This is a genomic window from Streptomyces sp. NPDC006510, assembly GCF_040611955.1.
Lineage (GTDB): Bacteria > Actinomycetota > Actinomycetes > Streptomycetales > Streptomycetaceae > Streptomyces.
The window spans coordinates 1-25,204 of sequence record NZ_JBEXPH010000034.1; the positions used below are offsets into that span (position 1 = coordinate 1).

The following is a 25,204-nucleotide window of genomic DNA, read 5'->3' on the forward strand; positions in this document are numbered from 1 at the left end:
GATCGGTCAGTTGCACTCGCGTCACGTACGACGGTCTACCGGACCAGACCGTGCCACGAAGGCACATCCCGCAGATTGATCACGACTCGATACGCTCCCTAGTGTCGAAAGTCATCCGCACCACCCTGGGGAGGGTAGGCATGAAGCCGTCCCGGCCGCTGTACGAGCGCGAACCGGAACTCGCCGCCGCCGCACAAGCCGTGGACGCCCTTTGCGGCGCCCAGGCCGTCGGCGGGCTGCTGATCTTCAGCGGCGAGGCAGGCATCGGCAAGACAGCACTGCTCGCCGAGATCCAGACGATCGCCGCCGACCGCTGCACGGTCTGGTCCGCACGGGGCGGCGAAACGGTTACCTCCGTACCGTTCCACGTCGTACGTCAGCTGCTGCAGCCCGCGCTCGACCGATTCCCGCCCGACGAGATGCGGGCCCTGTTCGGTCCCTGGTACGAGATCGCCGCGCCGGCCCTCGGACTGGCCGAGCCGACCGGTCCACAGCCGGATCCGCAAGGGGTGCGGGACGGCCTCGACTTCGTCGTCGCCCGGCTCGCGTCCCGGCTGAGCCACCGTCCGCTGCTGCTCATCATCGACGACGCGCACTGGGCGGACGGCGAATCCCTCGCCTGGCTCGCCTCGTTCACCGCCCGTCTCGGCGAACTTCCCGTCCTGGTCGTCCAGGCCCACCGCCCGGAAGAGCTGGCCGCGCGGCAGAAGGAGAGCGGACCGGGCAGCGCCCACCCCTCCCAGGTCCGGGTCGCGCTGCGCGCACTCACTCCGGACGCCACCGCGGAACTGGTCCGTGCGGCCCTCGGCGAACACGCCGACGACCCGTTCTGCCGCGAGGTGTGGGCCGTCACCGGCGGCAACCCCTACGAGGCGGTCGAACTCGTCGCCAAGGTGCAGGACCGCGAACTGGCGCCGCTGGAGGAGTCGGCCGGGCTGCTGCGCGAGCTCGGCGCCTCGGCGCGCGGCAGCGGTCTCGTCGCCCGGCTCGAACGGCTCGGCACCAACGCCAACCGGTTCGCCTGGGCCGCCGCCGTCCTCGGTACGGACATCTCCCAGGACCTCGCCGCCACGCTGGCCGGAATGAGTTCGGCCGAGGCCGCCGACTGCACGGCGCGGCTGCGCGAAGCCCGGATCGTCACCGGCTTCGACCCGCTGGAGTTCGTCCACCCGCTCATCGCCAGCGCGGTGTACCGGTCCATCCCGCCGGCCACCCGCACCGCCATGCACGGCCGGGCCGCCTGGGCGATCACCCGGGCGGGACTCGGCCCCGCCGCGGCCTCCCGGCATCTGCTCGAAGTGCACCCGGACGACGACCAGGAACTGGTCGAGCAACTCCGCAAAGCGGCCAAGCTGCACCTCGCCGTCGGCGCCCCGGAGGCCGCCCGCCGCTGCCTCGAACGCGCCCTGCAGGAACCACCGCGCCAGCGCCTGAAGGCCACCCTGCTGTACGAACTGGGCTGCGCCACGCTGCTCAGCTCCCCGGCCACCACTGTCCAGCACCTGCGCGCCGCCCTCGAAATGCCCGGACTCGACGAAGTCCAGCGTGTCGACGCCACCTACCGGCTCGCGGCCGCGCATTCGCACAACAACCAGCTCAAGGAAGCGGCGAGCGCCCTCGCCGCGGAGGCCGCACGCACTGCGCCGGGCCCCGGCCTGATGCGGCTCCAGGCGGCCCACTTCCTCTGGGAGGGCATGCAGGCCACCGAGGAGGACGGTCCCGGGCGTTCCGGCCGGCTCGCACGGAACGCCGACCATCTGCACGGCCGCGACAACGCCGAGCGCGCCCTGCTCACGCTCCGCGCCTTCGACGCCATGCTGCGCGGCGAGAACTCCCAGCTCATCGTCGACCTCTGCGAACGCGCCCTGGTAGACGGCCATCCGGCCCGGGGGCTCGGCTGGACCGATGCGGAGTGGGGCTTCGAGCTGCCGACCCTCGTGGGCATCACCTACGCCTTCACCGACCAGCTCGACCGGGCCGAGGAACTCTTCGGCGAGGCCGTCCGCGCCTTCGAGATCTCCGGCTGGAGCGGTGCGCACCTGGCGTTCGCGCACACCCTGCTCGGACTGGTCCACCGCCGTCGCGGCCGACTGGCCGAGGCCGAAGGCTTCCTGCGCGAAGGCCTGCGCCTCGCCGACCGTGTCGGCAGCGGACTTCCGGTCCACTGGGACGCGGCCTGTCTGCTCATCGACACCCTGGTCGCCCGCGGCCGGGTCACCGAGGCCCGCGAGATCGCCGACCGCTACGCCTTCGGCGCGCCCTATCCCAGCGCGATGGTGCTGCCCGACGGCCCGTGCGTACGCGGTCGGCTGCTGCTGGCGGAAGGCCGTACGAAGGAAGCGATCGTCGAACTCGAAGCGGCCGGCCAGGCCCTCGAACCCCGTGGCAGGTTCAACGGGGTGTGGGCTCCCTGGGCCGGCGACCTCGCCCGCGCCCTGGCCGAGGAGGACCCGGCCCGCGCCGCCCAACTCGCCACCGCGGCCCGGGTGCACGCCGAACGCTTCGGCACGGACACCGCGATCGGCGAGGCGCTGCGCTGCGTCGCGCTGTTCGCCCGGCCCGAGGACGCCCCCCACCTGCTGGCAGAATCGGTCCGCCACCTGGAGGCCTCCCCGTCCGCGTACGAACACGCGCTGGCCCTCGTCGACTACGGCATCGCGATCCACTCACCGCGCGAACTCGCCAGAGCCCACAAACTGGCCACCGCATGCGGAGCGGAATCCCTGGCGAACCGCGCCCACCAGGCAAGGGCGTCGATCCGGGCCTCGGAGTGAGGTAATGTTTGTCCTGCGAAGCCGCCCGGCAACACCGGGGGAAAGCGCATCGGGACGTGGCGCAGCTTGGTAGCGCACTTGACTGGGGGTCAAGGGGTCGCAGGTTCAAATCCTGTCGTCCCGACTCGTGAGAGTCGCAGGCAAGAGGCCGTATCGGAGATTTCCGACACGGCCTCTTGGTCATTTCGGGGGGCTGGAGGACGAAGTCCTGCCGTCGCGCCGGGTGCAACCTCCGCTCTCCCGCACCGGGTTGCCCGGGGTGACGCCCCGGCCGGGAAGCCGGCATGATGGCGCTCGGTCAGGGCACGATCAGCACATGGAGAATCGGCCGACAGCCTTGCCCGCCACCTCTGTTCGCCTGGCCGGGCGAAGGATTGTGCTCAGGGAGTGGGACGAGGAGGACCTTCCCGCGCTGATCGAGATGTACGACGATCCGGAGATCAGCCGCTGGACGCCCGTACCTTCGCCGTTCGACGCGGACGCCGCTCGCGAGTACCTCGGGCGGGCCCGTGAGGCCCGGACCGAAGGCCGTCGTATGCAACTGGCCATCACGGCCGGGGGCGGACAGCCGCAGGGCGAGGTGCTGCTCTTCCGGGACGACCTGGACGACAGGGACATCGAGCTCGCCTATGGCGTGGGCCCCCGGTACCGGCGTCGCGGACTGGCGTCCGAAGCGGTCGTGGTCGCCACCGAATACGCCGTTCATCACCTGGGCGCGAGGCGGGTACTGCTCCGGATCGAGGCCGCCAACGCCCCGAGCGCCGCCGTGGCACGGTCGGCCGGATTCCGGCCCACCACGGACGAGCCCGTCCCGAGGGAGGCGAAGGGGCGGCGGATACTGCTGCGGACCTGGTGCCACCGGAACGGCGAACCGGCGTCCTGACCGCCCGGGACCGCACCACGCCGCGCACCCGCGGCCGGGCCGCCTCGGGCCTCCCGGGCCCACTACGCTGGTATGAAGCAGGTCAAACGGTTTCAGAGCGTACAAGTCCGTACGAAGAGGTGCGGTGCCCTCCGGGAGGCATGATGAGCCAGCAGCCGGTCCTTCTTCCCTACGCCGATCCGGCCTTCGTGGCGGACCCCTTCCCGGTCTACCGGCAACTGCGCGAGGACGGCCCGGTACGGCGCGCCATCATCGCCGGCGGCCTGGAAGCGTGGCTGGTCACGCGGTACGAGGACGGCCTCGCGGCGCTGTCCGACCCACGGCTGAGCAGCGATGTCCGCGATGCGTCGGACCCCCGGCTCGTCGAACGGCTGCCCGCCGCGGACCGCGAGTCCGTACTGCGCAACATGCTCCGCACCGATCCCCCCGACCACACCCGGCTGCGCCGCCTGGTGTCCAGGGCGTTCACCGCGCGCAGGGTGGCCGAGCTGAGGCCGCGCGTCCAGGAGATCGCCGACCGGCTGCTCGACGAGATCGGACCGGACGGCCGTGCCGACCTCGTCGGGAGCTTCGCGCTGCCGCTCCCCGTGACCGTGATCAGCGAACTGCTCGGCGTGCCCGTGACGGACCGGCACGACTTCCAGCGCTGGACCGACGACATGGTCCTGCAGGGGGCCGAGCCACCGGACCCGGGCCGGATGGACGAGGCGTGGCGGCACATGCACGGGTATCTGACCGGGCTCATCGGGGCGAAGCGGGCCGGGCCCGGGGACGATCTGCTCAGCGCCCTGGTGGCCGCCCGGGACGAGGAGCGGACGCTGGACGAGGACGAGCTGATCGCCATGGCCTTCCTGCTGCTGGCGGCCGGATACATCACCACGGTCAACCTCATCGGCAGCGGCATCGCGGCGCTGCTCGCCCACCCCGACCAGCTTCGGATGCTGCGGGACGACCCGGCGCTGCTGCCCGGCGCGATCGAGGAATTCCTGCGCTACGACGGGCCGGTCAACCCCGGCATCGCCCGGTTCGCGCGCGAGGACGTCACCATCGCGGGCGTGGCCATCCCGCGTGGCGCGACCGTGCTCGTGGCATCCGCCATCGCCGACCGCGACCCGGATCACTTCCCCGAACCCGACCGCCTGGACATCTCCCGGCAGGACAATGCCCACCTCGCCTTCGGGCACGGTATCCACTACTGCCTCGGGGCGCCGCTGGCCCGGCTGGAGGGGCAGATCGCCATCGGCACCGTTCTCCGCCGTCTTCATGACCTCGCCCTGGCGGTGCCGCCCGACGAACTGCGGTGGCGGCCGGGAGGGCTGCGCGGCCCCGAGCGACTGCCCGTCACCTTCACCGCCGAAGCCCCGGCCTGAACCCGTGCGGAGCTCCGGCCGGCCCGGTCAGCCGAGGAGCTTGCCCAGGAACGCGTCGAGGTTGGTCCTCGTCCGCTCCACCTGCTCCTCCAGCGTCAGGGTCTCCTTGAAACGACCGCCGGACGCCGGGATCTTCTTGCCCCGCACATACAGCGAACAGGCGAGGTCGGTGCAGATGTACAGACCGACCGAGTTGCCTTCGCGCCCCGCCGCGCCGGTCTTGCGGGCGCTCATCAGCGAGACGCCGTTCCCCGGGTGCGTGGTGAGGCACAGGGAACACATGCTCCGGTGGAGGAATCCGCGTTGCTGCGAGGGGAAGCGGAGCGTCACGCCGATGAGTTCGCCGGCGCTTTCGGTGACGATGTAGCTCCGCCCGGGGGCGGAGAGATCCCGCCAGCCCAGGAAGTCCAGATCGTCCCAGGGCTGCCCGTCGAGTTCGCGGGGCAGCGGCAGACGCTTGGCCTCTCCCTTTGAGCAGTTGATGAACGATGCGCGGATGTCATGCTCACTCACGGCCTTCATGCGAGGGACGCTAGCTATGCCTATGACCACTAGGCAAATGGTTAATGGGGCAAGGCTATGCGCCGTCCACGCCGTCGCGGTCGTCGCTGATCATCAGCCGGTGCGCGGGCGGGTGCTCGATCGGGAGATCCGGGCGCCAGGCCGCGAGCACCTGGGCGGAGGGAGCGAACAACGGCTCCGGCAGAGCGTCGAGTGCTGTCCACTGCCAGGCGCCGATCAGATGGGGCTCGGTCACCTGAGGGTTTCCCGACCGCACGGTCACCGCGGCGGCCATCGACACCCGGTTGATCCCTCCGACCACGTCGTGGAGCATGGCGAAGACGCGCACGCTCGCCGCATCGACCTCCAGCCCCGTCTCCTCCCGAAGCTCACGGACGGCCGCCTCGGCGATGGACTCATGGGTCGGGTCGACCTTGCCGCCGGGCAGCTCCCAGGTTCCGCCGTGGTGCCTGCCGAGGAGCACCCGCCCCTGACCGTCCTGCACGATGACACCCACGCCGAGCGCCGCCTGTGCCTGCGGCGGACGGGTGTTACGGGAAGAGGTGTCCGTGGGCGTGGTCGTCATGGTGCTCCCTGTGTCTGTCATGGTGGGGGATGCTGCGGGCGCGGGTCCGGCACTGCGGTCGTACCCGGCAGCCTACGGGCATCCGCGGCGCCGCTCTCCGCGTGGGCCGCACCGCCGGGACGCCGGATCCGCTCACGGGGCATCGGCCGGGTGGCCGGGCGAACAGCCGGCCCGAGCGGCCCGGGTGGCCCGGGTGGTCAGACGGTCAGCCGCAGCGAGGTCGCCGAGATACCGAGGCGCACTGCCTGACCCCACGTCAGTTCCAGTGCGTCCGCCTCCATCCCGTCGCCGAAGACCACCACCCGGTCGGACTCGACGGTGAGCCTGAGGCCCTGCCCGCGCCCCAGCTCGCCCGCGACCAGTGAGGTGCCGGTGGTGGGGGACGGCCAGGCCTCGCGGACGAACCAGAGGAGTCGTGGGTCGGTGGGCGCCGGGAGGCGGAGTTCGCTGCGGCGTTCCTGCCACAGCGAGCGGAGCCAGCCCGTGGCACCGGTGCCGGTGCCGACGAGGACGCCGGAGGAGGCCTGCGGTTCGGCGGGGGCGTCGGTGGCGTCCGGGCCGAGCCGGTAGCGGGCGGTCTGATGTCCGGGCGGGCCGAGGTAGATCTCGTTGAGGGCGAGGAGCCGCTGGGTGTCGTCGGACACCGCCTCGACCATGGTGAGTTCGTCCACCGCGCCGCCGGGGGACACGGCCGCCCGGAGCAGGGCGGCCGCGTCGCGGGGCCGGTGGCGGACGAGCACACCCGGATTGCGTCCGGGGTCGGTGTCGATGCCCACGACGGGTTGGCCGGAGAGGTACTTGGCGGCGTTGGCGACCAGCCCGTCCTGTCCGACGACGACCACCACGTCCTCCGGCCCGAACAGGAAACGGTCGAGGTCCGCGCGCTCCACCCGCGACTGACGCCACTGGAGCGGTACGGCCGCCGCCACATCGGCCAGCGCCTGCTGGGTCCGGCGGTGCCGCCGCGCCACCTCGTCGATGGCGCGGCCGCGGCTGGAGAGGAAGAAGGCGGCCTGTCCGTGCGTGCCGTGCCGGGCCAGCAACTCCTCGTACTCGGTGGTGCGATGGACCAGTACCGCGCGCGGCGCGAGGCTCATGCCCGGGTCTCCGGGCCGGTACTGCCGAGCTTGCTGAGCAGACCGGTGAGTACGTCGGGGGAGAGGGTGAGGCTGTCGATGCGCGGCAGGTTCTCGGCGAGCCTGGTCGCTGCCAGGGCGTGCAGGGTCGCGGCATCCACCTCTCCGTGCACCCGCAGCCAGGCCGCCTGGGACTCGGCCCGCGCGGCGCCGACCTCGCGGGCGGCTGCTGCCTCGGCGCGGGCCAGTCGCACCTTGCGTGCCGCCTCGGCCTCGGCGCGCACCCCGTCGGCCGCCGCGTTCTCCTCGGCCTCGCGGCGGGTGTTGGTACCGCGCTGCTCGACCAACTGCTCCTCCCTGCGGGCCAGTTCGATCTGGCTGGCGAGCTCGTTCTCGGCGATGGCCCGTTCCCGTTCCACGGCCACCGCGCGGCGCTCGTAGGTGGCACGGTCGGCCTCCTGCTGGATCTGCTCGCGGGCAGGGGTGCGCAGGGCGCGCTCCACCTCGGCCTCCGGGCGGATGGCCACCACCCGTACCGCGACCACATCGATACCGGTGGCCGGCAGCCGTGGTTCGGCGGCGAGCCCCGCGGCGACCCGGCCCCTTACCGACGCGACGCCGTCGACCAGGGCCTCGGCCAGCGCCGTCCTGGCCAGTACGTCCAGGGTGTGCTGCTGGGCGGTCTCGGTCAGCAGCGTGGCGATCTGCTCCAGCGGCGCGCCGCGCCAGACCCCGGTGTCCGGGTCGACCGAGAAGTCCAGCCGGGCGGCGGCCTCGGCCGGGTCGCTGATCCGGTAGGTCACGGTGGCCTGCACGGTGACGTCCTGGAAGTCGGACGTACGGGCGTGGAACGCCATCGCCAACTCCCGGTCGTTCACCGGGACCTCCGAGAGCGCGGCACTCAGCGAGCGGTACCAGAAGCTCAGCCCCGGCCCGTCGTGGGCGAGCCGGCCGCGCTTGTGGTGGCGGATGTGTGCGGTGGGCGCGGAGCGCAGATGGCGCCAGCCGAAGCGCCTGGTGATGTCGGCCATGTCGGGCCCCCTTTATTCTCGTCGTGGAGACGATAATGGGGGCGATGATTATCGTCAAGGGGACGAGAAAGGGGGGGTGCATGCTTCGGTCGTCGCGCTCCGCGCCGTTGCGAGGAACCTCGCCGGCACCTCGCCGCCGCCGTGCACCGCCAGATCGGCGCCGTTGACGTAGGAGGCCAGGTCGCCCGCCAGGTAGAGGCAGGCGCGCGCCACGTCGTCCGGCGTCGCCATCCGTCGCATCGGGACGACCCCGGCCACCGCGGTGCCGCAGTCCTCGCCGTAGACCGATGCCGCGCGCTGTGTGCGGACGAGTCCGGTCGTGATGTGGTTGACGCGCACCTTCGGTGCCCACTCCAGAGCCAGCGCCCGGGTCAGCCCCAGCAGTCCGGCCTTCGCCGCCGAGTACGCGGCCGTGCCCGGCTGCGGGGTGTGCGCGGAGACGCTGCCGATGTTGACGACCGAGCCTCCGTCGCGCTGCCCCTGCATGGCTCGGTTGGCGGCCTGCGACACATAGAACGGGGCCAGCAGGTTGAGGGCGACGATCTTCTCGACGAAGCGCGGTGACACGGTGGCCGCGTCGGCGTCGGGGGAGCCGCCCGCGTTGTTGACGAGTACGTCCAGCCGCCCGAAGTGGTGCACCGCCGCCTCGACCAGTGCGGCGGCGGCCGCCGGGTCGCGGACGTCGGCCGAGCGGAAGTGCGCCCGGCGGGTTCCGCTCCCCGGCAGCTCCGGCGGTTCGCCGCGCCCGCAGACCAGTACATCCGCACCGGCGGCGAGGAACGCCTCGGCGATCGCGGCGCCGATGCCCTTCGTGCCGCCGGTGACGATGACTGCCCGCCCCGTGAAGTCGATGGGATTGCCGATGTCCATGGTCCGCCCCCGCCGTTCTCCGGAATGTGCGCGCGGCCGAGGTCCGCGCGACCGGCAAAATCTACCAACTGTTTGTTTGGTGGAACAGTCGTCGCTCCGGCCGGGCGTGATGGTGTGCGTGGTGCAACCGCGGGCGGCCGGTGACTCCCCAAGGGGTCACCGGCCGCCCGGATGGTGCGCCGCCCCCGTCCCCACGGTGCGGCGCCGGCGGGTCGTCGTCATCCGCTCGGACAACGGCCCACGTCTGTCGGGACAGCCCTTAGCGTGCGGACGCGCCCAGTCCGAGTGAGGGAAGGATCGCGTTCTCCACGAAGCGGGTGAGATACGCCTCGTCCGCGCACTTCCCCTCCAGCAGCGGCCGGGCGCGCATCACGCCCAGGAGCTGCGCGGAGACGAACTCCGCCGCAGGGTTGTCCGCCGGGATCTCACCGCGCTCGGCGCCGCGCCTGACCATGGCGTCGATCGCCGCCAGTCCGGGCGCGATCAGCGCCTCGCGCAGCGCGCACAGCAGCTCGGGGCTCTGCAGCGCGGCGTGGCTGAGGGCGTGCATCAACGGGGTGTCGCGTTCCGAGCCCGCGCCGATCGTCCGCGCCGCCTCGCGCAGATCCCCCGAGAGCGTGCCGGTGTCGATGTGCGGGAGCAGTGCCTGCCGGGTGCCGTGCAGCGCGGCCACGACCAGTTCGGGTTTGGAGCCCCATTGCCGGTAGAGCGTGGACTTGCCGCAGCGGGTCCGCGAGGCGACCCCCTCCATGGTGAGTGCCTCGTAACCGGACTCTCTCAGTATGTCGAGCACGGCCGCGTAGAACTCCTGCGCCCGCTCCGGCGTGATCTTCGAGCGGCGTGGCGTATGTGCCGGTTCCTGTGCGGCTTCCTGCGGCGACATCCGTTTTCCCTCTCAGCGAATCTGCGACGAGGTCCCTCGATACGCCAGTGTACCGATACGCGTGTGTACCGATACGTTTGCGTATCGGTACACTGCCGTATCGATACGGTATGGACTGGACCATGCCGCCGTAACACCGCTTCGTCAGCAAAGGGGCACCGGGTGATGTACGCCGGTAGCGAGCCAGCAGATCGGGAGCCGGACAGTTCTGCCCGACCGCCCCTCTTCCGCGAACTGCTTCTGGTCGTGGGACTCTTCGTGATCTACAAGCTCGGCCGGCAGGCCGCGAACGGTCATGTCGACGAGGCGTACCGCAACGCCGGACACGTCTGGGACTTCGAGCGCTCCGTGCACCTGCCCGGCGAGGGCGCGGTGCAGAGCCTGCTGCTGCACAACGAGACGCTGATCCACCTCGCGAACACCTATTACGCGACCGTGCACTTCCCGGCCACGCTGCTCTTCCTCGGCTGGCTCTACTGGCGCCGCCCCCGCCACTACGTCTGGTCGCGCCGCATTCTCGCCGCCCTCACCGGCGCCGCGCTCGCCCTCCATCTGATCTTCCCGCTCGCCCCGCCGCGGCTGCTGTCCGCCGCCGGACTGGTCGACACCGGCCAGGTGTACGGACCGACGGTGTACGGAGCGACGCCGGCGACCGACCCGATGGCCAACCAGTTCGCCGCGATGCCTTCGCTGCACTTCGGCTGGGCGGTGATGGTCGCCGTGGGGCTGATCGTCGCGACCCGGTCGCGGTGGCGCTGGCTGTGGCTGCTGCATCCGCTCATCACCCTGCTGGTGATAGTCGGCACGGCCAACCACTACTGGCTCGACTCGATCGTGGTCTCGGCGCTGCTCGCGGTGGCCTTCGCGGCACTGCGACTGCCGCGCGCGGAGCCGGTCCGGGCTCAACTCCCGTGGCCGTCCAAGGCGGGCGAACCCGCGCCGTCGGCCGTGCCGTACGCCGCCGAGCCCGCCGTCCCGGCCGCGTACGCCCCGACCGGAGCGCGGCGATGAACGCCACCGTGATCGCCGTCGCGCTGTCCCTGGTCTCCGCCGCCGCCTACGCGTCGGCCGCGGTGGCACAGGCCCGGCTCGCCGGGCGGACCGAACCGGACGCCGGGGTCCTGCGGCTGCTGGGGCGAGGTGCCTGGTGGTCGGCGGTCGCGTTGAACGCCGGCGGTGCGCTGCTGCATGTCGCGGCGCTCAAGTACGGCCCGCTCACCCTCGTACAGCCGCTCGGCGCCCTCACGCTGGTCGCCGCCGTTCCGCTGGGCGCCAGGGCCGCCGGTCGCCGGGTCACCAGGATCGAATGGCGTGGCACGATCCTCACCCTGCTCGGTCTCGGCGCCCTGCTGATGACCGCTGGCGGCACCGCCCCGCACGAGACGCTCAGCCTGCCCGAGGCGCTGGCCGTCGGGGCCGGGACCATGGCCGTCGTCGCCGGGCTCAGCCGCCCGGGAGCCCGTCCCGGCCTGCGGCACGCCGCCGCCTCCGGCATCACCTCCGGGGTCGCCTCCGCGCTCACCCAGACCCTGACCGTCTCCGTCACCGACCACACCGGGCCGCTGTTCAGCTGGCGTCTGGTCGTCGTCGCGCTGCTGGTCTCCGCGTTCGCGATGAGCGGGCTGCTGCTCTCCCAGACCGCCTACCGGGGCGGTCTCGGCGCACCGCTGGCGGTCGTCACGCTCGCCAATCCGGTGGCCGCGGCGGCCATCGGCCTGGCCCTGCTCGGCGAACGTCTCCAGGGCGGGACGATCAGCCTCCTCCCGGCATTGCTCGGGACTGCGGCCGCAGTGCGGGGCGTGATTCTGCTCAGCCGCGCCCAGGCGCAGACCGCGAACCCCGGCGACCGGGTCATGGCGCCCGCGGGGCCACCGGCCGGATCACCGTCGCGCGTGGTGGCCGGGAGCCGGGGGCCGATGGGCGGCCAAGTGCTGCGGCCGGAACTCGACCGGGCTCCGGTGGGCGGACCGTAGCGAGGGAGAGCGGGCTGTGGCGGGTGGGTGGGCCGTAGCGAGGTGAGCGGCGTGCGCCGGCCCGGCCACGGACCGTCGTACCGTGCTCAACCCGCCGACGGTCCCGGCTCCCGGTCCTCACCCAGCGCCCGCGTCAGCCAGCCGATCCAGAAGTTCTCCAGATCGATGCCGCCGCGCAGGACCAGATGCCGCAGCCGGTCCTCCTCGGAGTTCCGTTCGGGCGGGAAGTCCCGCTCCTCGATCTCCAGATACTCCGCCAGTTGCCGGCGGTGCAGCCCCAGGTGGCGGCGGAGTTCCGCGTCCAGACCGGGTGCTCCGACGACCGCCGCCGCCCGCATGCGCAGCAACAGCGGATCCCGGACCTGCTTGGGGTCCTCGGGGCGGGTCACCCATGCGGAGAGCGCCTCGCGGCCCGCCGGAAGTACCTCGTACTCCTTCTTCCGCCCACGGGCGGGCTGCTCCGACGGCAGCGCCCGGATCTGCCCGGCCTGCTCCAGCTTCCCCAGTTCCCGGTAGATCTGCTGATGCGTGGCGGACCAGAAATAGCCGATCGACCGGTCGAACCTGCGGGTCAGTTCCAGCCCCGACGACGGCTTCTCTAGCAGGGCGGTGAGAATCGCATGCGGGAGTGACATGGGGTGCATCCTATGGACGGCCGGCCGTGACCCGGGTCAAGCAGTGGCCTCATGGGCACGGCGGCCTCGTGGCACGGGGGCCGGTCCCCGTGCCACGAGGCCGGAACGTCACAGCGAAGCCGCCAGCTCCGTGCCCTGGCGGATGGCCCGCTTGGCATCCAGTTCGGCGGCCACATCGGCGCCGCCGACGAGATGCGCCGGACGGCCCGCGGCGAGCAGCTCCTCGTACAGATCGCGGCACGGCTCCTGACCCGCGCAGAGCACGATCGTGTCGACCGGCAGGAGATGCTGTTCGCCGTCGACCGTGAGGTGCAGGCCGTTGTCGTCGATCCGGTCGTAGACGGCGCCCGCGATCGTCGTGACGCCGCGGTGCCGCAACTCGGTGCGGTGGATCCAGCCGGTCGTCTTCCCCAGCCCCGCGCCGACCTTGCCGGTCCTGCGCTGGATCAGATGGACGGTCCGGGGCGTCTTCGGACGCTCCGGGGCGCGGAGCCCGCCCCGGTCGCGGTAGTCGGTGTCGACACCCCACTGCCGGAAGAACACCTCGGGATCGCGGCTCGCCGCATCGCCCGAGTCGGTCAGGAACTCGGCGACGTCGAAGCCGATCCCGCCCGCGCCGATGATCGCGACCCGTTCGCCGACCGGTGCCCCGTCGCGCAGGACGTCGAGGTAGCCGACCACGCTGGGGTGGTCCTGGCCCGGTATCGCGGGGGAGCGCGGAGTGACGCCGGTGGCGAGGACGACCTCGTCGAAGCCGTCGAGCGCGTCCGCCGTGACCCGCGTACCCAGCCGGAGTTCGACCTTCTCCTCCCGCAGCCGGGTCCGGAAGTAGCGCAGCGTCTCGTCGAACTCCTCCTTGCCGGGGACCCTGCGCGCCACGTTCAGTTGGCCGCCGATCTCCTCGGCCGCGTCGAACAACGTCACCTCGTGCCCGCGCTCGGACGCCGAGACGGCGCACGCGAGACCGGCGGGCCCGGCGCCCACGACCGCCACCCGCTTCACGGTACGGGTCGGCGACAGGGTGAGCTCGGTCTCGTGGCAGGCGCGCGGATTGACCAGGCAGGAGGTGACCTTGCCGCTGAAGATGTGGTCCAGACAGGCCTGGTTGCAGCCGATGCAGGTGTTGATCGCCTCGGCGCGGCCCTCGGCCGCCTTGGCGACGAAGTCGGGGTCGGCGAGGAACGGCCGGGCCATCGACACCATGTCCGCGCGGCCCGAGGCGAGGATCTCCTCGGCGACCTCGGGCGTGTTGATGCGATTGCTCGTCACCAGCGGTACGGAGACGGCTCCGCGAACCCTCTCGGTGACCCAGGTGTAGGCGCCGCGCGGCACCGAGGTGGCGATGGTGGGGATCCGCGCCTCGTGCCAGCCGATCCCCGTGTTGATGATCGTCGCGCCGGCCGACTCGATCTCGCGGCCGAGCCGCACGACCTCCTCCAGTGAGGAACCGCCCGGCACCAGGTCCAGCATCGACAGCCGGTAGATCACGATGAAGTCGCTGCCGACCCGCTCGCGGACCCGGCGCACGATCTCGACGGGGAACCGGATGCGGTTCTCGTACGAACCGCCCCAACGGTCGGTGCGGTGATTGGTGGCGGCGGCGATGAACTCATTGATCAGATAGCCCTCGGAGCCCATGATCTCGACTCCGTCGTACCCGGCGCGGCGCGCGAGCCCGGCCGCCCTGACGAAGTCCTCGATGGTCTCCTCGACCTCGTCGTCCGTGAGGGCGTGCGGGGTGAAGGCGCTGATCGGCGCCTGGATCGCGCTCGGCGCCACCAGCTCCGGGTGGTGCGCGTACCGGCCGAAATGCAGGATCTGCATGGCGATCCGGCCGCCCGCCGCATGGACGGCCGAGGTGACCAGCGCATGCTGCCCGGCCTCCGCCTCGGTGGTCATCTTGGCCCCGCCGGGGAGGGAGCAGCCCCGGGCGTTGGGGGCGATGCCACCGGTGACCATCAGGCCGACGCCGCCCCGGGCGCGCTCCGCGTAGAAGGCGGCCATCCGCTCGAAGCCGCGCTCGACCTCTTCCAGACCGATGTGCATGGAGCCCATCAGCACCCGGTTGGGGAGTGTGGTGAACCCCAGGTCGAGCGGGCTCAGCAGATTGGGGTACTGGCTCATGCGGCGGCTCCTCACGCAGTGTCGTCTGTGGCAGTTGTAGACCACCGGAACACCATTGTGCAACAAGTTGCATAATGGCGTGGGTCTCACGGGTCCGAACGGCGCCGTCCCCCGGACGGCCCAGCACCGGGACACGTCGGCGCTCCGCTCCACGGAAAGTGGAACCGTGGCATCCGCCCGGCACGGCGCGGTTGCCCCGCACACCCCGCCCACCCCCGAACCCCTGCGGAGACACCCATGGCCCGCCTCGACCGGCGCGACCTCGGCCTGCTCGTCCTGCGCGTCGGCACCGGCGCGGTACTGGCCGCGCACGGCACCCAGAAGCTGGCCGGCTGGTTCGGCGGCGGAGGCATCGAAGGAACCACCGCCGCGATGGAGGCGATGGGCTTCCACCCGCCGAAGCACAGCGCGGTCGCCGCCGGGCTCGGCGAGGCGGGCGGCGGAGTGCTGCTGGCCCTCGGCCTCGCCACCCCGGCGGCCGGTGCGGCCGCCGCCGGGGCGATGGCGGGCGCCGTGGCCTTCCACGCGCCCGCCGGATTCTTCGCGCAGGGCGGTGGTTACGAGTACCCGGCGTTCCTCGGCTTCACCGCCGCGGCGATCGGCCTGACCGGGCCCGGCCGCTACTCCGTGGACCACGTCACCCGGCATGTCTTCAACCAGCCGTGGATGGTCGCCCTGGCCTTCGCGGGCAGCGCCGTCGCGGCGGCGGCCGTGGTCGGCAGGCGCGCCGGCAGACGGGTCGTGGTCGACCCCGACGCGACCTGACCGCCCGACAGGACCGGGACCGGACGGCACCCCAGGGAGGGAGCCGCCCGGTCCCCTCATGACGTGCGGACTCGTTACTCACGGAAGGCCGGCGACGCGGCCGGGGAGGCGTTCCCGTACGCGTCGACGGCGACGACCCGGGCCACGTACCGGCCACCTCGGACCGCGCCCGGCACCGGGATGCCGAGGCTGTTCGGGCGGGGCATGAAGTACAAGTCCGAGAGGACCTCGGACGTGACCACCGGGGCACCGGTCGTGGCGTCGATGATGTCGACGTCGTAGTGGTGGACCATCCGGTCGCCCCCGGCCTGCGCGATCCGCAGGGCCGTGCGGCCCTCTGCGTCACGCACCCGGGACAGCGGCTCACGCGTGGTGAACTTCGGTGCCACGGTGTCGCGTTCGGCGTCCGTGCAGCGGAAGTCGTCCTTACCTCTTGCGGACGGGGCCGGGCAGGCCCCGTCCGGGCCGTTCAGCTCGACGGTTTCCAGCGGCTGCCCTTCGCCGCCGTGACCAGCTCCGGCACCGTGCCGAATTTGACCCGCGGGCGTCCGCCGTCGCGGCCGCGCGCCAGCTCGGCCCGGTCGATGGCCGCCAGCCCCTTCGCGTCGACGACATTGCGGCTGCGGCTCCGGGCCAGCCGGAGGAACGCCCTGGGCGCGGACGCCGGTGCGGGCAGGGCGCCGGCGACGGCATCGTCCAGGAGTGTGCCGACGGTCTCGGCGGCGCAGGCACGGTTGGCGCCGATGCCGCCCGAGGGCCCGCGCTTGATCCAGCCGACGACGTACGTCCCCGGCATGCCCGTCACGCGGCCACCCTGGTGCGGGACGGTGCCGGTCGCCTCGTCGAAGGGCAGTCCCGCGACGGGCACGCCGCGGTAGCCGACCGCCCGCAGGAGTGTGCCCGCCGGAATGTCCAGCTCGCCCGGGCCTTCCGTCACGCGCACGGCCCGTACGGTGTCGTCGCCGAGCACCTGGACGGGTGCGGAGTGGAACCGGAAGACGATGCGCCGTCCCGGCGCCGGTGTGCGCGACCAGTCCACCGTCTCGCGGGTCACGCCCCGCAGCAGTTCGGCCTTCTCGTCCGGCGTCGCGCCGTCGATGGTCGCGCCGGTCCGCGGATCGTGGTCGTCGACCAGCAGTTCCACGCCCGGCAGATGCTTGAGGGCGAGCAACTCGGAGGCGCTGTACGCGGCATGCTCCGGGCCGCGCCGTCCGAGCAGGACCACCTCGCGCACCTTCGAGGCGCGCAGCGTGGTGAGCGCGTGATCCGCGATGTCCGTGCCGGCCAGGGCCGACGGATCCGCGACGAGGATACGGGCGACGTCGAGGGCGACATTGCCGTTGCCGGCCACGACCACCCGTTCCGAGGACAGGTCGATGGCGTCCGGTGCGACCTCGGGGTGGGCGTTGTACCAGGCCACGAACGTGGTCGCCGAGATGCTGCCGGGCAGTTCCTCGCCCGGGATGCCGATGCGGCGGTCGGTGGAGGCGCCCACCGCGTAGATGACCGCGTCGTGGTGGGCGGCGAGTTCCGCCGCGGTGATGTCCTTGCCGATCTCCACGCCCAGGTGCATCCGTACCCGGGGGTGGGCGTGGAAGCGTGCGAAGGTGTCGCCCACCTTCTTGGTCGCGGGGTGGTCGGGCGCCACACCGTACCGGACGAGCCCGCCGGCCACCGGCAGCCGGTCGACCAGTGTCACTTCGGCGTTGGTGTGCAGCAGCAGGTCCTCGGCGGCGTACATGCCGGCCGGGCCCGTGCCGACGACCGCGACGCGGATCGGCGCGAAGTCGGACGGCAGGCTGCGCTCGAACGACGGGGCGCTCCACCGGTGGAAGTTCGGTCCCGTGTCGCCCGGATCGGGTTCCTGCCCGGCGAAGTACGCCGCGTTGATCGCGGCGTACTCCTGCTGTGCGGCGGACAGGCTGTCCACCGGGAGGATGGCGTCGACCGGGCACGCATCGGCACAGGCACCGCAGTCGATACAGGATCCCGGGTCCACGTACAGCATCTCCGTGCTGCCGAACGCCCGCTCCTGCGGTGTCGGATGGATGCAGTTGACGGGGCACACGGCGACACATGTGGCGTCGCTGCAGCAGGTCTGGGTGATGGCGTAGGTCATCTCGTCAGCTCGGGTCGCTCGGCTCGGATCAGATCAGGTTGGCGCGCTTGTACAGGACCAGCGCGGGTTTGGTGAGGAGGCGGGCCGATGCCAGGAACTCCATCAGGCCCGAACAGCTGGACCGCATCAGAGACTTGTGGTGCTCGTTCGCCCCCGCCTCGGCGAGCGCACGCCCGGTGTCGAGCCCGGCGTGCTCGTAGACCTTCCGGTTCACCATGCTGGTGACGATGAAGTAGGACGCGACCGCGATCACGAACGCGTTGAGCTGCCGGCGCAGCGGGCCCGCGTTCCGGAGCCGCTTGCGGGTCTCGTCGCGGGCGAACTTCATGTGCCGTGATTCCTCGACGACATGGATGTTGTTGATGGTGCGTACGAACGGCGCGACCCGTTCGTCCCGCATCCAGTCCCGCTGCATGACGTCGAGCACTTCCTCGGCGACCAGGATCGCGGCGTACGCGGCCTCGCCGAACGCGAGCGTCTTGAACGCCCGGCCGAGCTCTACCACCGCGCGGCGCGGCCGGTAGGCGGGGGCGCCCAGCTTCGCCGCCCCGCGGGCGAACATGATGGAGTGCCGGCACTCGTCGGCTATCTCCGTGAGCGCCCACTGGAAGCGGGGGTCGGTCGCGTCCGTCGTGTAGATGTCGCGCAGCACCATCTGCTGCAGGATCATCTCGAACCAGATTCCGGTGCTGGCCACCGAAGCGGCCTCCTGCCGCGTCAGCTCCTTGCGCTGCGCATCGGTCAGCTCGTTCCAGTACGCCGTGCCGTAGAGCGTGCTCCACTCGGGACTCGCACCGTGGAAGTCCTTGTCCAGCGGGGTGTCCCAGTCCACCTCGATGACCGGGTCGTACGACAGCTTCGCCGACGAGTCGAGCAGGCGCCGGGCGACGTCGTGCTCGTCGAGCCGGCGCTGGTCCTCCGGCCGAACGGTGCTGCTTGCCATGGTGCGGCTCCTCGATTCGACAGATCGACTCGACGCCGGCCGGCCGTGACCCCATCTCGTGCCCGCTCGATGGGACCGGGGGCTGCCGAACGCCTCCTTCGCTTGTTAGACGTCACGTCTAGCAAGCTGTTGGACGGAACGTATAGCAAGAGTGGTGCGCGGGCCTACCCCTCGTGGCGAATCCGCTTGATCGAACTTCGGTGCTACGGGCCGGAGCGGCGATGGCCTTGGGATGCCGGCCGCATGAACGCGGTGTGGCCGCAGGGGCGTTCGGCCGGGATCACGTGGATGGAGGGGACGACGTATGTCCGCGACCGCCCGTGCCCGCCTGCGACTGCCCACGGTCCGCACGCCGGGGCCATCGTGCTGTACTGGTTCTGCATCTGCCCCACCCGTCACCGGAGGCCGCTCATGCCACGACTCCACGTCCGTTCGGGCGTCAATCCCGACGAGCCCGACGTGCCGGTCGCGGTGCTCTGCGTCGACCCGGACGGCTCACCCGGTGAGCGTGCCGTCGCCCGGCTCGGTGACTACTGCTACGAGGGCGACGGCGTCCTGTTCCTGTCGGGGACCGACGGCTGGGCCGAACACACCCTCGACGGCCACCGCCTGACGGTCGACATCGCCGTGCTGCCGTCCGCGCTGGGGCAGACGGGTACGGACCCCGCGGCGTTCCCCGACCGCTCGACCGCCGACCCGGAGGCGGTGCTGGTCCTGCGGGCGGAGGCCGAGGTGGACCCGGAGCTGTACGCCCGGGCGGCGCCAGCGACCGCGGTGTTCACCGGGGCCCCGGATCGCGCGCTCGACGCCGAGGCCGGCCGGCCGGTGCTTCTGGGTCCCCCGCCCGAGGAATGAGGAGGCCGTCGGCCGCACGGTCCGGTCATCGGGTCCGTGGGTGGTCCGGGAGACCGCCATTGATCAACGGCTCCCGGACCTTCTAGATTCATGGATCGATCCTTGTCCGAAGGCTGTTGGAGGCTCACGGTGACCGAAGTATTCCTGTTTCATCACGCCCAGGGTCTGACCCCCGGCGTGGTCGCCTTTGCCAACGCACTGCGCGGCGAAGGGCACACCGTGCACACCCCCGATCTGTACGAGGGCCACACCTTCGACACCCTGGACGAGGGGCTGGCGTACGCGGAGAAGACCGGCTTCGACGAGCTGCTCGATCGCGGCGTCCGAGCGGTGGCGGACGCACCGGCGGAGCTGGTCTACATCGGGTTCTCCCTCGGCGCGCTGCCGGCCCAGAAACTGGCCCAGACACGACCCGGCGCACGCGGCGCCGTGCTCGCCCACGCATGCGTCCCGAGTTCGGCCTTCGGACCGTGGCCGTCGGGGCTCCCGGTCCGCATCCACGCCATGGAGGCGGACCGCCTGTTCACCGACGAGGGCGACGCGGACGCCGCCCACGCCCTGGTCGACGAGGCCGCCGATGCCGAACTGCACCTCTATCCCGGCGATCAGCACCTGTTCGCCGACGACTCGCTGCCGACCTACGACGCCGAGGCCACCGCGCTGCTGCTCGACCGCACGCTGACGTTCCTCCGCTCCCGGGAGGTATGACCCGGAGCGTTCCGCGTCGGCGGGCGCATGCGCGGCGGCGGTGCGGGCCGGCCCGGTCATACGAGGGGGCCCGGGACCACGCCCGTGGTCCCGGCCCGACGCAGGGCCCTGCGGTGCTCAGCTCCGCTTCAGCTCACGGGCGGTGTTTTGCCACTCGTCGAACATGGCGAGACTCGTGAGCATGGCCCGGAGGGAAGCACCGATCTTCCGGCTCGGCCTGCGCAGCTGACGACTGGTCATGCCGAGCATCTCGATCAAGGGCTCGACCTCGCGCACACTGTCCGCCGACTCCCGAACCTCCTGGGCCGTCCCGATGACCTGGTCGAGCAGTCCGTCCACCTCGTCCGGCCACTCGTCGCGAGGGGTGTCCCGAGCCCACCGCAGGAACGCGCTCAGGGCATCGGCGGCGATGTTCATCCGTTCGACGAAGCGTCCGGATGCCGCTTCCAGGTCGTCGGACGGGCCTTCGATGGCCTTGGCGAAGCGGTTGACGACAGCCGGCCGGGCGCTCATCGGGGTTCCCGGCAGATTGGTCCGGAGCATGTCCTCGTTGAGCAACTCGCCCATTGACGGGTCGCACGACCTCCTCGTAGAAGACGGCGGATCGCTGCTCGATGTCGTGGGCTGTGCCGTCGGCGGCGGCAGGGACGTTGCCGTTCGGGCCGATCGCGAAGCATGTGGGCACGGTGGATGTCCTCCAGGGGTACTTGAACTGCCGGAATGCCGGGGGCCGACCGGAACCGGGCGGCCCCGTGGAGCCGCTTCAGTCGAAGAGCGTCAGCGCCACACCGTCCGCGAGGTCGTCGGCGTAGACGGGCCTCTCGTCGATGCCCAGGGCCTGCATGAGATTCACGGTGAGGACCCGGTGGCGGTGACCGACCCGGACGGTCTCGCACGGAAAGGTGCCGAGGCCGATCAGCCGGTACGCGGTACCCATGCACATGCCGAATGCCCGGGCTGCCGTTCTGAGGTCCACGCTCACCGGAAGATCGAAGATCTCGCGGAAGGTCAGGGGTGTCCGGTCACGCTCGTTCATCCGCGCCTCCCGAGGCGTCGCAAGGACAGAGTTCCGACCCGGCGCCCCCGCCGGAGCCGACGGGTGTCGCCGGCGGTGTCGGTCAGGCCCCATTCCTGCGCCAGGGCCCCGACCCGGACGCCCTCGACCCGGTCGGCCGGAACGGTGATCCGCAGGGGTGCGGAGAGGCCGGCGGTACTCTCGGCACGTTCGAAAATCCACCTGCCAGTGGCCGTCCGTCCCGTTGCGCGGCCCGGTCACCGCATCGATGTCCTCCACCACCGTCTCGGCACGGGCCCGGCGTGCCGTGTTCCGGGCCCGCGTGCACGCGGAGCGCAGCAGCACGGACCCGGGATCGGCGGTTCCCGGTCCCGTCTCCCGCAATGCTTCGAGGCAGGCCGTGACCAGCTCGGCCTCGACGTCCTCGCGAGCGGTGCCGAAGCGGTCAGCGATCCGGAACGCGGTGCGGCGCATCCCGGGCAGGGCCAGCCGCACCGCGCACAACGGCCAGCCGGAACGGTCCTCGTCGGTCTGTGCCAGAGCAACCACCTGCCGCCACAACGAGGTTCGTACGGTGGGGTCCGCCGAGCGGTCGTACAGGATGGGGCGCGCCCGTGCCGGGGAGAGCGGAGTCCCCGCGGCGCCGGAGCCGTCGTCGAGCCGTAGTCCGGCTGCCGGTTCCCTGCCCGCGAACGCCCTCTCGATGGAGTCGAACAGTCCGGGCCCAGAGGGTGCTGCCATGGTCGTCCTCCTGATCAATCGGTCTGCTGGGGCTGATTCCTGCTGCGCCACTCGGCGAGGCAGCGTGCCGCGAGGTCCTTTCCGGGCATGGCGTCGCCGCCCCGCTCGATCAACAGGAGCAGGCGCAGGAACCCGTGCTGCCGGGAGTCGACCAGCCGTGCGAACAGCTCCGCCACGGCCGGGCCCGGCTGCGCCACCTCGTCCGGGCCGTGGCACCAGGAGAGCAGCGCGTCCCTCATCGACGGGTACGACGCGGCTTCGTTGAGCGCCCGCCAGACGAGTTCCACGATGTCCGAGGCCGTCGTCCGTCCGCCGGTCAACCGGCCGCTGAACCAGGCGTGGTCGAAGTCGACCAGGACTGCTTCTTCCGCGGAGTCGTCCCGCTCCACCTCGCCGGTCCGGCCGGGCAGCGGGTGGGTGATACCGAAGTCCGCCGGCACATCGGCTCGCCGCGCACGATGAGTGCCACCCACGTTCTGGTCGTGTTCTCGCATGGCTCCCTCCGGGAGAGGGCCGGTCGAACCGAATGGCCGCCGGCGATTTCCTTGGCGATTCGAGAATCGCAAGTTCCCTGCCTCCACCGGTGACGGTTACGTCCTCGGATTCGACCCGTCGTTGATGCCCTTCGTCATCCACCCCTGGCTGTTCACGCTCCAGGAAGTGCTGACCGAGTTCAATATCCATGCTCTCGGGGCTCTGCCGATCAGGCTCCGTGTCAGCCTGCACATCGGCCCGCTGCCGGACACCGGCGACGAGTTCGGCGGCAACGGGACGGTCCGCAACGACACGCATCGCCTGCTCGACTCCCGGCCGGTCAAAGCCGTGTTGGCGTCCTCCAAGGAGAACGTCACCCAGGTGGCGGCCGTTCTCTCGGACCGCTGTTACCAGGACGCAGTCGCCAGCGGGTACACGGGACGTCATCCGGACCACTTCATCGAGGTGCCGGCGACCGTCGAGGGCAAGCTGTTCGCCCAGCGGGCCCGGCTCCATGTACCACTGCCCTCCGGTTCGTCGGACGATCCTTCGTCGGGCGATTCACTGACGCCCGGCCACTCGCTGACGCCCGGCGACGGGACCGGCGTGGCACACGGTACGGACGGCCGGCCGGGAGGAAGACGGGACGGGGCCGAAGGCGTACGGGTGTCCAACAGGGCCCCGAACGGAAACATCAACACCGGGACGGTGCACGGCAGTCAGAGTGTGAGCAACCACCACGTCGCCGGACTCCACGGAGAGACGCGAAGCAGTGGCGGCCCCGACAGCGCAGGATGACGGAGTACTCCACAGGCGAGCACGTCGACGGCTCGATAGATGTGCGCATCATGCCCCGCCCCGGACCGCGAGTTGCGGCAAGTCGGCCCGTGCGTGGTCCGGATCTCGGATCGTCGACCGAAAGGGTGTGAGGTGTCGCCGGCATACGAAATTGGCTCGAAGCTGCCCCCAGGGTCCTGCGGGACCGGATCGGCACCATTCCTCCCTTGATGATCACGGTCTTCCCGGCCGGCCTGTTGCAGTGGTTTGTCTTGTGCCGCCTGGCCTCCCTGCGCCGGTCGCGGGTGAGACGACCGGCGGTCTCCCCTCCGGAGCGGACTCGATAGGCATCCGGGACGGACGCTGCGGCGGATTTCCTCGCCGCGGGCCCTCTGACCAGTGCGGTCAGCTGTTCCCTCCGCTGCTGCGGGCGGCATTTCGGCCACGTTGACGGAAGTGGCTGAACCGTTCAAATGGCGGTTATGTGGCTGGAGTTGCACCGTTGACTGGGCAGACTTCGCTGTGCCTAACATGCCGAAGACGGCGGCGGGCAAGGAGGCCTGTGGCGCGCCTACCAGGAATGTGAGTCGGGGATCTGAGGGATGGCCGCTATTTTTGACGCTGTCGAATCGGCGGTCCGGAGTTATTGCCGGACCTGGCCCGTAGTTTTCGACCACGCCGAAGGAATTTGGATCACCGATGAGAGCGGCAACCGGTACCTCGATTTCTTCGCCGGCGCCGGGGGCGTCAATTACGGGCACAACAATCCGCTGCTCAAGGACGACCTGCTCGACTACATCACTGCCAATCGCGTGGTGCACTCGCTCGACATGAGCACTGCCGCCAAGCGGACACTCCTGGAGGCACTCACCCGCTACTTGCTAGAACCCCGCGGGCTCGACCACCGCGTCCAATTCACCGCCCCGAGCGGCGCCGCCACCGTCGAGTCGGCACTCGAACTGGCCCGGAAGGTCACCGGGCGGCATCTTGTGCTCGGGTTCGAGAACTCGTTCCACGGCATGAGCCTCGGCGCGATGATGGTGAGCGACAACGCGATCAGCCGGTCGTCCCACGGCGCCTCGCCGGCCAGGCAGGTGCCGCTGGTGCACGGCGAGCTGGACGGGCTCGCCGAGGTGTTCGCCGTGAGGCGGCCGGCCGCGGTGATCGTCGAGACCGTGCAGGGCGAGGGTGGCGTCAACGTCGGACCCGCCGAGTGGCTGCGCGGGTTGTCCGCGCTGTGCCGCGAGCACGATGTGCTGCTGATCGTCGACGACATCCAGGTCGGCTGTGGCCGCACCGGTCCGTTCTTCAGTTTTGAGTCCGCCGACGGTGTCGTGCCGGACATCGTGTGTCTGTCCAAGTCCATAGGCGGCTACGGGCTTCCGCTCGCGCTCACACTGATTCGCTCCGACCTGGACGTCTGGGCACCCGGCGAGCACAGCGGCACGTTCCGGGGCAACAACCTCGCGTTCGTCACCGCGGCCAAGGCACTTGAGACGTACTGGGCCGACGACGCTCTGGAGAAGGGCACCCTGGCCAAGGGGGAACTCGTCCGGGAACGGCTGGCCGAGCTGGCCGTCGGCACGCCCTGGGGCATCCGGGGCGCCGGACTCATCAACGGGCTCGTGTTCCCGACGGGCGAGCAGGCTCGTGCGGTGTGCGCCGCCGCGTTCGAACGTGGCCTGCTGGTGGAGACCGCGGGCAGGCACGGACAGGTCGTGAAGCTCATGCCACCACTGACGACCACCGTGTCCGAGCTGGAACAGGGACTCGACCTGCTGGCCGCTTCCTGCGCCGCTGCATGACAACGCCTCTTGCTGACAAATCCGATTCTGGGGTGGGTGACACAAAACCATGTTCGACGACGAGAACGCCGAGTACTTCGTGGTGGTCAACGACGAGGAGCAGTACTCACTGTGGCCCGCGGACCGCGAGCTGCCGAACGGCTGGCGCGCGGACGGACCGGCACGGTCACGGGCCGAGTGCCTGGACCATATCGAGGCGGTGTGGACGGATATGCGGCCCAAGAGCGTCCGGGAAACGATCGTGTGAGCGAGGCCGCTGGGGTGCAGCGGGTCCGCGCGTCGTCACGGCCCCGTAC

General features: G+C 71.2%; 25 protein-coding genes and 1 tRNA gene. 12 read left to right on the forward strand and 14 right to left on the reverse strand.

All coding sequences use genetic code 11. The annotated features are described in order from the left end of the window. Positions 1–140 precede the first annotated feature (140 nt). The 4 genes from ABZY11_RS13700 to ABZY11_RS13715 all read left to right on the forward strand — a co-directional run bounded on the left by ABZY11_RS13700 (position 141) and on the right by ABZY11_RS13715 (position 5,027). Positions 141–2,774: an AAA family ATPase gene (locus tag ABZY11_RS13700; protein WP_356479300.1), complete on the forward strand. Its 2,634-nt coding sequence runs from the start codon at positions 141–143 to the stop codon at positions 2,772–2,774. A 50-nt stretch (positions 2,775–2,824) separates the two neighbouring features. Next, a tRNA-Pro gene (locus ABZY11_RS13705) sits at positions 2,825–2,898 on the forward strand. A gap of 192 nt (positions 2,899–3,090) precedes the next feature. Next, entirely contained in the window at positions 3,091–3,657 is a 567-nt protein-coding gene (locus ABZY11_RS13710; RefSeq protein ID WP_356479301.1) for a GNAT family N-acetyltransferase, read from the forward strand. A gap of 143 nt (positions 3,658–3,800) precedes the next feature. Further along, entirely contained in the window at positions 3,801–5,027 is a 1,227-nt protein-coding gene (locus ABZY11_RS13715) for a cytochrome P450 (protein WP_356479302.1), read from the forward strand. 27 nt (positions 5,028–5,054) lie between these two features. On the opposite strand, the gene ABZY11_RS13720 is transcribed toward ABZY11_RS13715, so the two are convergent. The 6 genes from ABZY11_RS13720 to ABZY11_RS13745 form a co-directional block, all read right to left on the reverse strand. After that, positions 5,055–5,549: an FBP domain-containing protein gene (locus ABZY11_RS13720; RefSeq protein ID WP_356479303.1), complete on the reverse strand. Its 495-nt coding sequence runs from the start codon at positions 5,547–5,549 to the stop codon at positions 5,055–5,057. Between the two features lie 55 nt (positions 5,550–5,604). Next, on the reverse strand, positions 5,605–6,114 hold the full coding sequence (locus tag ABZY11_RS13725) for an NUDIX domain-containing protein (RefSeq protein ID WP_356479304.1): 510 nt from the start codon (positions 6,112–6,114) through the stop codon (positions 5,605–5,607). A 197-nt stretch (positions 6,115–6,311) separates the two neighbouring features. Next, positions 6,312–7,211, reverse strand: coding sequence for a hypothetical protein (locus ABZY11_RS13730; RefSeq protein WP_356479305.1), 900 nt, complete (start codon positions 7,209–7,211; stop codon positions 6,312–6,314). Next, entirely contained in the window at positions 7,208–8,221 is a 1,014-nt protein-coding gene (locus ABZY11_RS13735) for an SPFH domain-containing protein (RefSeq protein WP_356479306.1), read from the reverse strand. The genes ABZY11_RS13730 and ABZY11_RS13735 overlap by 4 nt, the downstream gene beginning before the upstream one ends. 54 nt (positions 8,222–8,275) lie before the next feature. Beyond that, positions 8,276–9,091, reverse strand: a complete 816-nt coding sequence (locus tag ABZY11_RS13740; protein ID WP_356479307.1) for an SDR family oxidoreductase — start codon at positions 9,089–9,091, stop codon at positions 8,276–8,278. Positions 9,092–9,350: 259 nt separating this feature from the next. Beyond that, complete coding sequence (locus ABZY11_RS13745) at positions 9,351–9,974, reverse strand: TetR/AcrR family transcriptional regulator (RefSeq protein ID WP_356479308.1); 624 nt, start codon at positions 9,972–9,974, stop codon at positions 9,351–9,353. A 162-nt stretch (positions 9,975–10,136) separates the two neighbouring features. Between ABZY11_RS13745 and ABZY11_RS13750 the strand changes: the two genes are divergently transcribed. Further along, a complete protein-coding gene (locus tag ABZY11_RS13750) occupies positions 10,137–10,985 on the forward strand; it encodes a phosphatase PAP2 family protein (protein WP_356479309.1) in 849 nt (282 codons plus the stop codon). Then, positions 10,982–11,947 (forward strand): hypothetical protein, encoded by a 966-nt coding sequence (locus ABZY11_RS13755; RefSeq protein ID WP_356479310.1) that lies wholly within the window; start codon positions 10,982–10,984, stop codon positions 11,945–11,947. The genes ABZY11_RS13750 and ABZY11_RS13755 overlap by 4 nt, the downstream gene beginning before the upstream one ends. A gap of 86 nt (positions 11,948–12,033) precedes the next feature. Here the strand turns inward: ABZY11_RS13755 and ABZY11_RS13760 are convergent, their stop codons facing one another. Then, positions 12,034–12,582, reverse strand: a complete 549-nt coding sequence (locus ABZY11_RS13760) for a PadR family transcriptional regulator (RefSeq protein WP_356479311.1) — start codon at positions 12,580–12,582, stop codon at positions 12,034–12,036. A gap of 108 nt (positions 12,583–12,690) precedes the next feature. Next, positions 12,691–14,706, reverse strand: coding sequence for an NADPH-dependent 2,4-dienoyl-CoA reductase (locus ABZY11_RS13765; RefSeq protein WP_356479312.1), 2,016 nt, complete (start codon positions 14,704–14,706; stop codon positions 12,691–12,693). Between the two features lie 237 nt (positions 14,707–14,943). Here ABZY11_RS13765 and ABZY11_RS13770 point away from each other — a divergent pair, with 237 nt between their 5' ends. Continuing rightward, the gene (locus ABZY11_RS13770) at positions 14,944–15,471 is read left to right on the forward strand and encodes a DoxX family membrane protein (RefSeq protein ID WP_356479313.1); all 528 of its coding nucleotides are present in this window, start codon (positions 14,944–14,946) and stop codon (positions 15,469–15,471) included. Between the two features lie 74 nt (positions 15,472–15,545). On the opposite strand, the gene ABZY11_RS13775 is transcribed toward ABZY11_RS13770, so the two are convergent. The 3 genes from ABZY11_RS13775 to ABZY11_RS13785 all read right to left on the reverse strand — a co-directional run bounded on the left by ABZY11_RS13775 (position 15,546) and on the right by ABZY11_RS13785 (position 18,533). Further along, positions 15,546–15,860 (reverse strand): hypothetical protein, encoded by a 315-nt coding sequence (locus ABZY11_RS13775; protein ID WP_356479314.1) that lies wholly within the window; start codon positions 15,858–15,860, stop codon positions 15,546–15,548. A gap of 80 nt (positions 15,861–15,940) precedes the next feature. Beyond that, a complete protein-coding gene (locus tag ABZY11_RS13780; RefSeq protein ID WP_356479315.1) occupies positions 15,941–17,590 on the reverse strand; it encodes an FAD-dependent oxidoreductase in 1,650 nt (549 codons plus the stop codon). A 28-nt stretch (positions 17,591–17,618) separates the two neighbouring features. Further along, positions 17,619–18,533, reverse strand: coding sequence for a diiron oxygenase (locus tag ABZY11_RS13785; RefSeq protein WP_356479316.1), 915 nt, complete (start codon positions 18,531–18,533; stop codon positions 17,619–17,621). Between the two features lie 411 nt (positions 18,534–18,944). Here ABZY11_RS13785 and ABZY11_RS13790 point away from each other — a divergent pair, with 411 nt between their 5' ends. Next, positions 18,945–19,388, forward strand: coding sequence for a hypothetical protein (locus tag ABZY11_RS13790; RefSeq protein WP_356479317.1), 444 nt, complete (start codon positions 18,945–18,947; stop codon positions 19,386–19,388). Between the two features lie 129 nt (positions 19,389–19,517). Continuing rightward, positions 19,518–20,096, forward strand: a complete 579-nt coding sequence (locus ABZY11_RS13795) for a dienelactone hydrolase family protein (protein ID WP_356479318.1) — start codon at positions 19,518–19,520, stop codon at positions 20,094–20,096. 117 nt (positions 20,097–20,213) lie between these two features. On the opposite strand, the gene ABZY11_RS13800 is transcribed toward ABZY11_RS13795, so the two are convergent. The 3 genes from ABZY11_RS13800 to ABZY11_RS13810 form a co-directional block, all read right to left on the reverse strand. Continuing rightward, positions 20,214–20,663 carry a hypothetical protein gene (locus tag ABZY11_RS13800; protein ID WP_356479319.1) on the reverse strand — a complete coding sequence of 150 codons (450 nt, stop codon included), beginning with the start codon at positions 20,661–20,663 and terminating at the stop codon, positions 20,214–20,216. A gap of 196 nt (positions 20,664–20,859) precedes the next feature. Continuing rightward, complete coding sequence (locus tag ABZY11_RS13805; protein ID WP_356479320.1) at positions 20,860–21,132, reverse strand: DNA-binding protein; 273 nt, start codon at positions 21,130–21,132, stop codon at positions 20,860–20,862. 734 nt (positions 21,133–21,866) lie between these two features. Next, complete coding sequence (locus ABZY11_RS13810; protein WP_356479321.1) at positions 21,867–22,346, reverse strand: hypothetical protein; 480 nt, start codon at positions 22,344–22,346, stop codon at positions 21,867–21,869. Between the two features lie 124 nt (positions 22,347–22,470). On the opposite strand from ABZY11_RS13810, the gene ABZY11_RS13815 reads away from it, so the two are divergent. The 3 genes from ABZY11_RS13815 to ABZY11_RS13825 all read left to right on the forward strand — a co-directional run bounded on the left by ABZY11_RS13815 (position 22,471) and on the right by ABZY11_RS13825 (position 25,155). Beyond that, positions 22,471–23,124, forward strand: a complete 654-nt coding sequence (locus ABZY11_RS13815; RefSeq protein ID WP_356479322.1) for a hypothetical protein — start codon at positions 22,471–22,473, stop codon at positions 23,122–23,124. Between the two features lie 581 nt (positions 23,125–23,705). Then, positions 23,706–24,908, forward strand: coding sequence for a diaminobutyrate--2-oxoglutarate transaminase (locus ABZY11_RS13820; RefSeq protein ID WP_356479323.1), 1,203 nt, complete (start codon positions 23,706–23,708; stop codon positions 24,906–24,908). Positions 24,909–24,957: 49 nt separating this feature from the next. Beyond that, positions 24,958–25,155 carry an MbtH family protein gene (locus tag ABZY11_RS13825; RefSeq protein ID WP_356479324.1) on the forward strand — a complete coding sequence of 66 codons (198 nt, stop codon included), beginning with the start codon at positions 24,958–24,960 and terminating at the stop codon, positions 25,153–25,155. Positions 25,156–25,204: the final 49 nt, after the last annotated feature.